The sequence below is a fragment of the Saccharomonospora marina XMU15 genome (assembly GCF_000244955.1).
GTDB lineage: Bacteria > Actinomycetota > Actinomycetes > Mycobacteriales > Pseudonocardiaceae > Saccharomonospora_A > Saccharomonospora_A marina.
Map to the genome: position 1 here is coordinate 4,704,980 of NZ_CM001439.1, position 12,490 is coordinate 4,717,469.

A 12,490-nucleotide genomic window follows, 5' to 3' on the forward strand; every position below is an offset into this window, starting at 1 on the left:
CCGGGCGGGTTAGCCTCGCGCCATGAACGAGTACGGCGAGCAGCGCGGGATCAACCTCTCGCCGCGGCAGGCGGTGGCCGACTGGACCGCCGTCAGAGCGAATGCCGTCTCGTTCGCCTCGATCACCGTCACCGAGGGAATGAACTGGACGGACGAGCGGGCGGCGCGGCAACTCGTCGACGCCTACCGTGCGGGCGTACACGCGGGCATCCGGCACTACGCCCGCCCCGGAGCGCCGCAGGAGCAGGCCAAACACCTCGCGCAGACAGGCACGCGGCTCGGCGCGCTCGTTCCCGGCTCGCTGGCGCCCGCACTGGATGTCGGCGCGGAAGGTATCGACGATCGCTTCGTCAAGGCGTGGATCAAGTCACTGCGACAGTGCGCCGGTATCCGGCGAGTACTGGTCTACGCGCCGTACGAGCACTGGCAGCGGCGGTTGCATCCCGACAAGTGGGCCGACGACGAGGTGGTGTTGTGGCTGGTTCGCCACAACGGCATTCCTGGAAGGCCGGGCTGGTTCCACTCCAGACTGGGCCTGCACCAACACGGCAACGGCGGCGGCTACGGCAACGACGCGCTCGTCTACCCGTTCACCCTCGCCGACATCGTGCTGCGGGGCCGGTGACCGTCAGTTCCGCCGCAACGTGCTTCGCATGAGGAAGACGTTGTAGGGGCCCCACTGGGACACCAGGTAGTAGAGGTCGGGACCGTCCAGCGACCAGGGATGCAGGTAACCCCCGTAGACGGCCGGATACTCGCGCCCCGACACCACCACCTCGCCCTCGGTCCAGGGCCCGGTCAGCTCCGGCGCGCTACGCAGCACAATGCCCTTCCTGTGCTCGTCCAGGTGCATGAGCAACCAGCGACCGAGCCAGCCGTGGTAGGCAACGGACAGCTCACCGACCGGGCCGCCGAACACGGCCGCGGCGCCACCCTGCCACCGTGTCCAGCCGCTGCCGTTCCAGTACTCGTAGCGGCGCCTCGACAGCAGATCCGGCACGGCCGCCCTGGCGAGGTAGGCGTCCCCCGCTCGACCGTTCGTGGTCCCGAACAGGTAGACGTACTCTCCGCCGCGGGTCAGCGCACCGAGTTGGAACCGGTCACCGCCCAACCGGTTGCCCCAGCGCGCGGCACGCGGTTTGGCCCAACTGCGGCCACCGTCGGTGGACACCGCGATACCCGCGTGGTTGGTGCGCCACCTGCCCGGCCTGCCCCACTCGCGCACGGACATGTAGTGCACGTACTGGTCGCCGTCGACACACAACCCGCTGTTGGGAATCACGGTGACCTCGCGACCGTGCCCGGACGGGATCACCTGGCAGGCACCACCGCCCTCGCGCTCGACGACGCCGTCCAGTCGTAACCCCCGGTTCAGGTCGCGGCTGGAGGAGAACGCCAGCGTGTTGCACCGCCAGTCCGCGTGCGCGGGACCAGCGCCGTGTCCGCCCCAACCGCTGCCGTAGGTGTCGCCGAACAGTACGAAGACCCGCCCGTCGCCCCCGTCCCACATGATCCCGAGGTCGGTGGCGTTGATGGCGAACCGCTCGTCGGTGCGGTTGGCGGAATCGGCGCCGGTCACCGGGCCGATTCGTGTCGTGTCCGTCACGCGAACCATCGGTTGCGACGGTAGCTGCGGCGAGAATGGCGCGCATGCGGCTGACACGCACCGCGCTGCGGGCAACGGCGACACCGGAGGCGGCACTGCGTTCGCTGCATCGCAGGGCGCGCGGGCTCGGCCTGCCCGGCCCTGCCGCACTCGCGGGCGAGTGGTTCGGCTCGAAGGCGGTGCTGGCACCCAGCGTGGAGGTGCGGCCGAGCACGAGCGAGGCGGAGGCGTTCGCCACCCCGGCGCGGCAACCGGCGGTGCGAGACGGGGTGCCGGGAGCGGTCGGCGGTGGCTGGTTCGGCTACCTGTCCTACGACCTCACCGATCCCTCCTGCCGCCGGGGCGCACTGCCCACCGCGGCCTGGGGCTGGGCCGACCACGTGTTGCGGCTCGACACGGACGGCCGCTGGTGGTTCGAGGCGCTCGTCCCCGACGCCGCGCCCGAGCCGTCGGAGCTGGCCCGTGAACTCGACGCCGCCCTCGCCGAGCCACCGCCGCTGCTGACCTGGTCGGCCACGACGCTGCTGCGCCCGCCGCCGCACCACGCGGCCGTCAAGTCGTGCGTCTACGCCATCGAGCAGGGCGAGCTGTTCCAGGCCAACGTCTGCACCCGGTTCGACGGACCGTTCGACGGCAGGCCGAGCGGGCTGTTCGCCGAGGGCATCCGGCTGCTGCGACCGGCGCGTGCCGCCTATCTCGCGGGCGAATGGGGTGCGTTGGTGTCGATGTCTCCCGAGTTGTTCCTTTCCCGCTCCGGCAGGCGAGTGCGTTCCACCCCGATCAAGGGAACGCGGCCGCGCAGGTCGGCGGCCGACGCCGAGCAGGCGCGGCTGCTGCGGCAGTCCGCGAAGGACATCGCCGAAAACGTGATGATCACCGACCTGGTCCGCAACGATCTCGGTCGCGTCTGCGAGGTCGGCAGCGTGCGAGTGCCCGAGTTGCTCGCCGTTCGCGAGGCCCCCGGTGTCTGGCACCTGGACTCCACGGTGGAGGGCCTGCTCGCCGCAGGCCACGACGACGAGGACCTGCTGCGCGCGACGTTTCCGCCCGGGTCGGTCACCGGCGCACCCAAGATCCGCGCGCTGGAACTGATCGCCGAGCTGGAGCACCGCCCTCGCGGCGTCTACACCGGAGCGATCGGACTGTGCTCGCCAGTCGCCGGGCTGGAGCTGAACGTCGCCATCCGTACCTTCGAGATCAGCGGTGACACCATCGCGTTCGGGGTGGGCGGCGGGATCACGGCCGACTCCGACCCCGACGCCGAGTGGCGGGAATGCCTGCACAAGAGCGCCCCGCTGGAACGGCTGCTCGCCAACCCTGCCTAGTCCTGGCCACGGACGGCGCGATCGCGCAGCGCGGCGTCGTACAACTCCTTCCTCGAGACCCCGGATGCCGCTGCCACCTCGGCCGAGGCGGTCTTCAGCCGCTCGCCCGCCTCCACCCTGGCCACTACCTCGGCTACCAAATCGGCGGTGCTCGCACTGGGCGGCCGCGCGCCCGCCAGCACGACGGTGATCTCGCCACGGACTCCCTCCGCCGCCCAGTCGGCCAGTTCCGCCAGGGTGCCGCGACGGATCTCCTCGTAGGTCTTGGTGAGCTCCCGGCATACCGCCGCCCGCCGCGTGCCACCCAGCGCCTGCGCCGCCTCTGCGAGGGTCGCGGCCAGCCTGCGCGGCGACTCGAAGAACACGACGGTGCGCGACTGCCCGGCCAGCTCCCGCAGCCACCTCGCCCGCTCACCGCTCTTGCGGGGCGCGAATCCCTCGAAGCAGAACCGGTCGGTGGGCAGCCCGGAGACCGCCAGCGCGGTGGTGACGGCCGAGGGGCCGGGCAGGGCGGTCACCGGCAGTCGCTCGGCGACACACGCCGCGACCAGTCGGTAGCCGGGGTCGGAAACGCTCGGCATACCGGCATCGCTCACCAGCAGCACGGTTTCGCCTGCTCGCAGGGCGTCCAGCAGCTTCGGCAACCGCGCAGCCTCGACGTCGTCGTAGAAGCTGACCACCCGACCGGAAGGGGTAACTCCCAGCGTCGCGGCCAGCGCCCGCAGCCTCCTGGTGTCCTCCGCCGCCACCACATCTGCCTCGCCGATCGCCTCGGCGAGGCGGGGAGAAGCGTCACGAGGGTCGCCGAGCGGCGTAGCTGCCAGTACGAGCGTCACGGGCCGAGGCTAGCCCGTAGGATCGGGCTCCGTGACCGCACTCCTCGCCCGCTCGTCAGGGGGCGGTGTGGGCCCCGAGCCAGGACAGGCACCGCAACCACCGAGCGACGCCGAAGCCACCCTGCTGGGCAGGCCGATGCCCGGCGACCGGCTGCGCGCACTCGCCGTCACGGTGGTGCTGACGGCGATCGGCGCGCTCGTGCGGTTGCAGAACCTGGGTGTGCCGACCGACCAGGGCACGCCGGTCTTCGACGAGAAGCATTACGTGCCGCAGGCATGGCAGATGCTGCGCAACGGCGGCTACGAGGACAACTACGGCTACGAACTCGTCGTACACCCGCCGCTGGCCAAGCAGCTCATCGCCGTCGGTGAGTGGCTGTTCGGCTACGACGGTTGGGGATGGCGGTTCAGCGCGGCGATCGCGGGCGCGCTCATCGTGCTGCTGACGATCCGCATCGCACGCAGACTGACTCGCTCGACACTGCTGGGTGCCATCGCGGGCATCCTGGTCATCAGCGACGGCGTACTGCACCTGCAGTCGCGCATGGGGATGCTCGACATCTTCAGCGCGCTGTTCGTGCTCGCGGCGTTCGGCAGTCTGCTCGTGGACCGCGACCAGGTACGGCAGCGGCTTGCCGTCGCCGTACGCGAGGGTTGGGTCGACGAATCTCCCTACGGGCCGAGGCTGGGTTTTCGCTGGTGGCGTTTCGGTGCCGGGCTGTTGCTCGGCATGGCGACCGCCGTGAAGTGGTCCGGCGCGTACTGGGTGATCGCCTTCGGGCTGCTGTGTATCGCCTTCGACGTCGCCGCACGCAGGACGGCGGGCGTGCGGCGACCGTGGGTGGGCGTGCTGCGACGGGACCTCGCCCCGGCGGTGTGGAACATCGGTGCGCTGGCCGTGCTCGTCTACCTGAGTAGCTGGTGGGCATGGTTCGCCAGCGAAACCGCGACCGACCGGCACTACGTCGAGATCAACAACGTCGGCGGCGGTGCCTTCGGGTTCGTGCCGGACGCGTTGCGGTCACTGGTGCTCTACACGCTCAACGTGCTCGACTTCCACGAGAACCTGGCAACACCCGCCGGTGACCCCCATCCGTGGGAGTCGAAGCCGTGGACGTGGCCGATGGGTCTGCGGCCGATGCTGTACTACTACGAATCGGGCGCGGACGTCACCGGTTGCGGCGAGTCGGAGTGCGTGAGCGCGACGATGCTCATCGGCACGCCCGCGATGTGGTGGCTGGCACTGCCTGTGCTCGGCTGGGGGCTGTGGCGGGCCGTGTTCCGCTTCGACTGGCGGTACGCGGCCGTGCTCGTGGGCTACCTCGCGGGCCTGCTTCCGTGGTTCGCCAACCTCGACCGGCAGATGTACTTCTTCTACGCCACCCCGATGGCGCCGTTCCTGGTGCTGGGGCTGACGCTGGTGCTGGGACAGCTGCTCGGCAGCGCGCGGCACGGACTGGAACGGCGAGGTACCGGTCTGCTCGTGGTCGCGCTCTACACCGGCCTGGTGGTGGCCAACTTCGTCTGGCTGTGGCCGGTGCTCAACGGCGATCCGATCACCAACGCGCGCTGGCAGGCCGAACTCTGGCTGCCGTCATGGCGCTGACCGGGGCCGTATCGCCTACCCGGTGACCGGCCGGGCGTTCAGGTCGCGGACGTGTCAACGAGCCCTTGGCACCACGCGGGTGACCGGGCCTTCGGCGGAGGTGCCCGCCCTGGCCAGCCAGCCCTCCACCTCGCGCTGCACGGCGTTCAGAGTCGGCCGGTTGCGTGGCTGTGGGTCCAGCGACGCGATGAGCAGCTTCGCGTGCACGCTCTGCCTCGGCAGTTGCGAAGGCGGTTCGGCGCGGGCGGCGGCCATCAGCGCGGCCATCGGCGTCTCCCGGGTTCCCCTCGGCGGATAACCGGACAGCGCGTAACTGACGGTCGCCGCGAGTTGCCACGCGTCCGACGCGGGGCTCGCGGGCGCGCCCGCCGCTGTCTCCGGTGCCACGTAGTCGGGCGTGCCGATCATCATGCCGGTGGCGGTGAGCTTGGCGTCGCCCCGGCTGCGGGCGATCCCGAAGTCGATCAGGTGCGGCAGCCCTGCCGGGTCCACGATGATGTTCGACGGCTTGACGTCGCGGTGCAGCACACCCTTCTCGTGTGCGGCGGAGAGCGCGCTGGCCATGGTGGCCCACAGCCGCCCGGCGGTGATGTCGTCCAGCGGACCGACGGTGTCGACGCTTTCCGCCAGCGCCTGGCCGTGCAGGTACTCCATCACCAGCGCCAGCCCGTCGGACTCCTCGACCAGGTCGTACACCCGCACGCAGTTGGGGTGGCTCAGCGCGGCCAGCGCCCTGGCCTCCCGCTGCATGCGTTCCTCTGTGTCCTTGTCGGGGGCGTGCGCGATCTTCAGTGCGACGGTGCGGCCGAGTTGGGTGTCCACCGCCTCCCAGACGGTGCCGAACCCGCCGTGGCCGAGCCTGCGCACCCGGCGGAACCTGCCGCTGCCGCCCTGCGCCGAGCCTGGAGGCGGCGGCACCGGGCCCGGCGCGGCCGCCAACTCCTGGGCGGGCGCCACCGAGGTGGGCGGGTAGTTCTTCTCCGGCGGCGGAGGTGGGGGCGGCGGCTTCTGCTCCTGCTGCGAGGGAGGCACGTAGGGCGGTGGCTGCTCACGCTGCGGTGGCCGGTCGGAGTTCTGGATCACCGACCAGCTGGGCGGCCCGACCAGCGCCACCGGTATCACCCCGAGCACGGTGACCGGCAGGAATCCCAGCCACAGGTGCACCGCCGTGTTGGCCTCGACGCCGGAGGAGACCAGGACGTAGAGGACGAACGGCACCCAGAGCAACCGGCCCGGCCATTTCGGGCCCCTGCGCAGCGCGATCCTGCTCAGCAGCAGCACGGCCAGCAGCGCCAGCACCGGCAGGCCCACGAGCATGCCCAGGTAGTAGCCGTAGGCGAACACGTCCCCTGAGGGATAGAAGAGCGTCTCGTAGACGTTCTGCCCGCCGCCAAGGTACTCGTCCTGCGGGCCCACGAAGCAGTACTGCTGTTGCAGCGCATCCACCTCGCCCGCGGACAGACCGCCGTTGCCGCCCGCGAACACGGCCCTGAAGACGCTGGACACACCGGCCGCGTAGAGCCAGGGCACGAGCAGCACCAGGACGGCGCCGACCACACCGATGGTGATCAACGTCGGGCCGTGGTAGCGGTTGCCGGTGAACTTGCGCATGACGGCCACCACGACCGCACCCGCGACGGGGAAGAGCGCGATGATGGCGCCGGCCATGCTCGTGGCCCATGCCCAGTCGCCGGGGCAGAATCCCGGCTGGAACAGCCGGTAGGCCAGCGAGAGCAACGAGCTCGCGATCGATTCCACCCCTCGCCCCTTCGCCGCGTCGCCCGGCGGTTTGCCGTCGGCACCAGAATATGCCACCGGCCATCGGGGCGGCTCGCGACCGTGGCGGGTGAGTGAAGCCGCTGGTCCTGCCGCCACTGGTGCAGGCAGGGCCCCGCGCTCTACGGTTTGTGCTGGACCTCGACGACGAGGAGGCATGCACGATGGGCGCCTACGCCGAGCAGTACCGGTACAGCCTTTCCGATCCCGAAGGGTTCTGGCTGCGGGCCGCCGAGGCCATCGACTGGACCCGCGCGCCGCGACGCGCGCTGGACGCATCGACCGCTCCGCTGTACCGGTGGTTTCCCGACGCTGAGCTGAACACCGCCTACAACGCCCTTGACCGGCACGTGGAGCGCGGCAGGGGCGAGCAGGCGGCGTTGATCTGGGACTCGCCGGTCACCGGCTCGCGGCGCCGCTACAGCTACGCCGAGTTGCTCGACGAGGTCGCACGTTTCGCCGGTGCGCTGGCCTCGCTCGGCGTCGGCAGGGGCGACCGGGTGATCATCTACATGCCGATGGTCCCGGAGGCCGTGATCGCCATGCTGGGGTGCGCCCGCATCGGCGCTGTTCACTCCGTTGTGTTCGGCGGGTTCGCCCCCAAGGAACTGGCCGCGAGGGTCGAGGACGCGAAGCCGAAGGCGATCGTGGCGGCCTCCTGCGGGATCGAGCCCACCAGGACCGTCGAGTACAAGCCGATCATCGAGGAGGCACTGAAGACGACCGAGCACCAGCCCGACAGGGTCGTGGTGCTGCAACGCGACGCGGCACGGGCCGAGCTCACCGACCGGGACGTGGACTGGCAGCAACTGATGGCCGCCGCCTCACCTGCCGATCCCGTTCCGGTGGCCGCCACCGACCCGCTCTACATCCTCTACACCTCCGGCACCACAGGGAAGCCGAAGGGGGTCGTGCGTGACACCGGTGGGCACGCGGTGGCACTGGCCTGGTCGATGGGCGCGGTCTACGACATCGGCCCCGGCGACGTGTGGTGGACCGCCTCCGATGTCGGCTGGGTGGTCGGCCACTCCTACATCGTCTACGCCCCGCTGCTGGTTGGCGCCACCTCAATACTTTACGAAGGCAAACCGGTGGGAACCCCGGACGCGGGCGCGTTCTGGCGGGTGATCGCCGAGCACGGCGCGAAGGCGCTGTTCACAGCGCCCACCGCGCTGCGGGCGATCAAGCGGGTCGATCCGGACGGCAGCGAGTTGGCCAAGTACGACCTGTCCCGGTTCGGGACCCTGTTCATGGCGGGCGAGCGGCTCGATCCGGAGACCTATCACTGGGCGCACGACAAGCTGGGTGTACCCGTGATCGACCACTGGTGGCAGACCGAGACCGGGTGGCCGATAGCGGCGAATCCCCGTGGCATCGAGAAGCTGCCCGTCAAACCCGGCTCCGCGACCGTTGCCGTGCCCGGCTGGGACGTGCGCATCCTCGGGCAGTCGGGCGAGGAGTTGCCGCCGGGCCAGGAGGGTGCCATCGCCATCAGGCTGCCGCTGCCTCCTGGTGCGCTGCCGACACTGTGGGGCGACGACGAACGCTTCGTCGAGGCGTACCTGTCCCGCTACGAGGGCCACTACCTCACCGGAGACTCCGGCTACCGCGACGACGACGGCTACCTGTTCGTGATGGGTCGCACCGACGACGTGATCAACGTGGCAGGCCACCGGCTGTCGACGGGTTCCATCGAGGCGGTGCTCGCGGGGCATCCCGCCGTGGCCGAGTGCGCCGTCATCGGTGTACACGACCAGCTCAAGGGTCAGCTGCCGTGGGGCTTCGTGGTGCTGAAGTCCGGCGTGGACATCGATGAGCAGCGGCTGCGGGATGAGCTGGTGGCGGCCGTGCGCGCCGACATCGGCCCGGTGGCGGCATTTCGCGACGTCTCGGTGGTGGACGCGCTGCCGAAGACCCGTTCGGGCAAGATCCTGCGCAAGACGATGCGAGGGATCGCCGACGGCCGCGAGGAGCCAGTGCCCTCCACCATCGAGGACCCCGACGTGCTGGACTCACTGCGGCCGATCCTGCGCAGGCAGTAACACCCGCGAGTCCCCCGCCCAGACCCGCGAGTCCTGCGCTCCTGCCCGCGAGTCCTGCACCCAAGCCCGCGAGTTCTGCGGTGCGGACCGCGAGTTCTGCGGTGCGGACCGTCAGTCGCCCATCGCCGTAGCGGAACTCTCACTGCGACCGCTCGTACTCCGTCCGAATGCGGTCCCATGCGGCCTGGATGTGCCGTCGCTGTGTCATCGGGGCACCGACGGCCAACCGAAGCAGCACGTCGTCGCCGACCTTGGTGTGGCTCAGGTACAGCTGCCCCGAGTCGTTCAGGCGTTCCAGCAGCTCCGTGGTCGCCGCGTTGGCATCCGCGGTGGACTTCCCCGGCCATACCGGCCGAAAACAGACCAGGCTGAACGGATGGTGTTCCAGCAACCGGAACCCCGGGTGAGCCTTGACCAGCGCGGCGAACTCGTCGGCCAACTCGATGCCGTTGCGCACATGCGCTCGCAGCCCCTCCGCGCCGTACCAGCGGATCACCGACCACAGCTTCAACGCCCGGAACCGCCTGCCCAGCGGGATTTGCCAGTCGCGGTAGTCGATGACCTCACCTGAGGCGCTGGCGGCGTTGCGCAGGTACTCGGGCAGGATCGAAAGCGCCTCGATCAGCGGCGCACGGTCGGCCAGCCACAGCACCGAGCAGTCGAAGTTGGTCAACAGCCACTTGTGCGGGTTGGTGACATAGGAATCGGCGAAGGCGGCCACTCCGTCGTTGATCCAGCGCAGTTCCGGGCAGACCGCCGAAACGCCCGCGTAGGCGGCGTCCACGTGCAGCCAGATACCGCGAGCACGACACACCTGCCCGATCCTGGCCACCGGGTCGATCGCGGTGGTGGATGTGGTCCCGATCGTCGCGCATACCAGTGCGGGCGTCACACCTTCGGCGACGTCCTCCGCGATGAGCGTGTCCAGGTGCACCGGGTCCATGGCGAGCGTCTCGGGGTCCACGTCGACGGCGCGGACGTACTCGGCGCCGATTCCCGCGATCCGCGCCGCCTTCTCCAGTGAGGAGTGGGTCTGCGACGAGACGTAGATCGAGTAGCGCCTGCCGTCACCTGCCCGGCCACCTGCACGCTGGATCGCGGCGAGCACCGCGACAAGGCTCGCGCTCGACGCCGAATCCTGGATCACCCCACCGCCAGCCGTATCGGTACGGAAGTGGGCTGGCAGGTCGAGCAGTTCCGCCAGCCAGTCGACCACCACCGTCTCCAGTTCCGTGCAGGCCGGACTGGTCGCCCACACCATGCCCTGCACGCCGAGCCCTGCCGAAAGCAGGTCGCCGAGGATGGCGGGCCCGCTGGCGTTGGCCGGGAAGTAGGCGAAGAAAGAAGGGTGTTGCCAGTGTGTGATGCCGGGCAGCACGACGCTGTCCAGGTCGTCGAGCACGGATTCGAACGGCTCACCGTGTTCCGGCGGATGTGCGGGCAGCGCCGCACGAACCTCGCCGGGTCGCACCCGCGAACGCACCGGATAGTCCTCGATGCCTGCGAGGTAGTCGGCGATCCAGTCGACGACCTGCTTGCCGTACTCGCGGAACTCCTCCGGGGTCATGTGCTCCGACACCAGGCCAGGCTACCTGCGGCCTGGCCTCGCCCGATGGCACCAGGTCAGTAGGATGGCCGCATGTCACAGCCCGTAGCCAAGGTCTCGTTGACCGGCATCAAGCCGACCGGTGAGCCACACCTGGGCAACCTGATCGGTGCGATCCGTCCGGCGCTGCGGTTGGCCGAGCAGTACGACTCCGTCTACTTCATCGCCGACTACCACGCGCTCACCACCATCCGCGACCCGAAGCTGCTCCGGCAGTACTCACGCTCGGTCGCGGCCGCGTGGCTGGCCGCGGGCCTCGACCCGCAACGCACGACCTTTTACGTCCAGTCCGACGTGCCGGAGATCTTCGAGCTGAACTGGATCCTGTCCTGCGTCACCGGCAAGGGGCTGATGAACCGCGCTCACGCCTACAAGGCGGCCCGTGACCGCAACCTGGAGGCGGGCGAGGACCCCGACGCGGGCGTGAACATGGGGCTGTACAACTATCCGATCCTGATGGCCGTGGACATCCTCATCATGGAGTCCGACGTGGTGCCGGTCGGCAGGGACCAGGTCCAGCACGTGGAGTACGCCGCCGACATCGCGGGCAGCTTCAACCACATCTACGGCAAGTCCTACTCGTTCAAGATCCCGCAGGCCATCGTCCCGGAGGCAGGCAGCGGGCAGACGTTGCCCGGCCTGGACGGGCGGAAGATGAGCAAGTCCTACGACAACACCATTCCGCTGTTCCTTCCGCAGAACCAGTTGAAGAAGCTGGTGCGCAGGATTCCGACCGACAGCACCCCCGTCGAGGACCCGAAGGACCCGGACAGCTCGGCGGTGTTCCAGATCCTGGAGCAGGTCGCTCCGCAGTCGGCCGCCGACGTCGTCGCCGACACGCGCAAGCGGCTGGAGGCAGGCGGAATGGGTTGGGGCGAGCTGAAGAACGTGCTGTTCGAGGTACTCAACACCGAACTGGCCCCGATGCGCGCGCGGTACGAGGCGCTGCTCGAACCCGGAAGCGAACTCGACGAGGCACTCGCCGAGGGAGCCCGGAAGGCACGGGAGCGGGCGGGCAGGGTGTTGTCGTCCGTTCGCAGGGCGATCGGCGTCGGCTGACTCATCCGCGAGTCCCCCCTCCTGCCCGCGAGTCCCCCCTTCCTGCCCACGAGTTCTGCATTCCCGCCGGCGGGCTCTGCATTCGCACGCGAGGCCGGGCCGAGCCCGCGGTTCGCACCCGGGGCCAGGTCCAGCCCGCAGTTTCGCGCGCTACGCCGGGTCCGCGGTCGTGCCGCCCATACCCGCGACACGACCGCGCGAGCCGTGACCGTCGTCAGGCGGAAACGGCAGTGCGCCGACGATGGCCTGCGACATGCCCCAGCATCGCCGTACCCACCAGGAAGAACAGCACCGGCTGCCAGGCGGGCAGGCCGAGCAGCAGCATCGCGAGCAGCACCAGCAGCGTCGCGATGACCAGCGCAACGAGCCGCGCCGCACCGATCCCGCGTTCGGACATGACAGGGCTTCGCAGCACCTGCCACGGGGACGGACTCTGCGCCCGGTGCCTGCCCGTGTATCCGCGACCCGACCGACCCGTCGACGTCAACGCGGCCGCGACCATCAGCTCCTCGACACTGTGGTAACTGCGGTCGGCGACGCGGTGCTTCGGCTTGTGCCTTCGCCTCCCCCTTTCCGTGCGGCCAGCTAGCGCGCTACATGGCCGAGGTTGTACAGTCGACACGTGCTACGTACT

At 69.8% G+C, this 12,490-nt stretch carries 10 protein-coding genes; 5 read left to right on the plus strand and 5 right to left on the minus strand.

What is annotated here, in order from left to right:
- Positions 1–22: 22 nt before the first annotated feature.
- Positions 23–625 (plus strand): GH25 family lysozyme, encoded by a 603-nt coding sequence (locus tag SACMADRAFT_RS22220; RefSeq protein ID WP_009156100.1) that lies wholly within the window; start codon positions 23–25, stop codon positions 623–625.
- Positions 626–628: 3 nt separating this feature from the next.
- On the opposite strand, the gene SACMADRAFT_RS22225 is transcribed toward SACMADRAFT_RS22220, so the two are convergent.
- A complete protein-coding gene (locus SACMADRAFT_RS22225; protein WP_009156101.1) occupies positions 629–1,615 on the minus strand; it encodes a DUF4185 domain-containing protein in 987 nt (328 codons plus the stop codon).
- A gap of 35 nt (positions 1,616–1,650) precedes the next feature.
- Between SACMADRAFT_RS22225 and SACMADRAFT_RS22230 the strand changes: the two genes are divergently transcribed.
- Positions 1,651–2,931 carry an aminodeoxychorismate synthase component I gene (locus tag SACMADRAFT_RS22230; RefSeq protein WP_009156102.1) on the plus strand — a complete coding sequence of 427 codons (1,281 nt, stop codon included), beginning with the start codon at positions 1,651–1,653 and terminating at the stop codon, positions 2,929–2,931.
- On the opposite strand, the gene rsmI is transcribed toward SACMADRAFT_RS22230, so the two are convergent.
- A complete protein-coding gene (gene rsmI, locus SACMADRAFT_RS22235; protein WP_009156103.1) occupies positions 2,928–3,767 on the minus strand; it encodes a 16S rRNA (cytidine(1402)-2'-O)-methyltransferase in 840 nt (279 codons plus the stop codon). The two genes, SACMADRAFT_RS22230 and rsmI, sit on opposite strands and share 4 nt — an antisense overlap.
- 31 nt (positions 3,768–3,798) lie before the next feature.
- On the opposite strand from rsmI, the gene SACMADRAFT_RS22240 reads away from it, so the two are divergent.
- A complete protein-coding gene (locus SACMADRAFT_RS22240; RefSeq protein WP_009156104.1) occupies positions 3,799–5,373 on the plus strand; it encodes a dolichyl-phosphate-mannose--protein mannosyltransferase in 1,575 nt (524 codons plus the stop codon).
- Between the two features lie 54 nt (positions 5,374–5,427).
- On the opposite strand, the gene SACMADRAFT_RS22245 is transcribed toward SACMADRAFT_RS22240, so the two are convergent.
- Complete coding sequence (locus SACMADRAFT_RS22245) at positions 5,428–7,131, minus strand: serine/threonine-protein kinase (RefSeq protein ID WP_040925835.1); 1,704 nt, start codon at positions 7,129–7,131, stop codon at positions 5,428–5,430.
- A gap of 182 nt (positions 7,132–7,313) precedes the next feature.
- Between SACMADRAFT_RS22245 and SACMADRAFT_RS22250 the strand changes: the two genes are divergently transcribed.
- Positions 7,314–9,191 (plus strand): propionyl-CoA synthetase, encoded by a 1,878-nt coding sequence (locus tag SACMADRAFT_RS22250; RefSeq protein WP_009156106.1) that lies wholly within the window; start codon positions 7,314–7,316, stop codon positions 9,189–9,191.
- Between the two features lie 139 nt (positions 9,192–9,330).
- Here the strand turns inward: SACMADRAFT_RS22250 and SACMADRAFT_RS22255 are convergent, their stop codons facing one another.
- Positions 9,331–10,758 (minus strand): aminotransferase class I/II-fold pyridoxal phosphate-dependent enzyme, encoded by a 1,428-nt coding sequence (locus SACMADRAFT_RS22255; protein WP_009156107.1) that lies wholly within the window; start codon positions 10,756–10,758, stop codon positions 9,331–9,333.
- Between the two features lie 72 nt (positions 10,759–10,830).
- Here SACMADRAFT_RS22255 and SACMADRAFT_RS22260 point away from each other — a divergent pair, with 72 nt between their 5' ends.
- The gene (locus SACMADRAFT_RS22260) at positions 10,831–11,856 is read left to right on the plus strand and encodes a tryptophan--tRNA ligase (protein WP_009156108.1); all 1,026 of its coding nucleotides are present in this window, start codon (positions 10,831–10,833) and stop codon (positions 11,854–11,856) included.
- 214 nt (positions 11,857–12,070) lie between these two features.
- Here the strand turns inward: SACMADRAFT_RS22260 and SACMADRAFT_RS30120 are convergent, their stop codons facing one another.
- On the minus strand, positions 12,071–12,253 hold the full coding sequence (locus SACMADRAFT_RS30120) for a hypothetical protein (protein ID WP_157617297.1): 183 nt from the start codon (positions 12,251–12,253) through the stop codon (positions 12,071–12,073).
- Between the last annotated feature and the right edge of the window lie 237 nt (positions 12,254–12,490).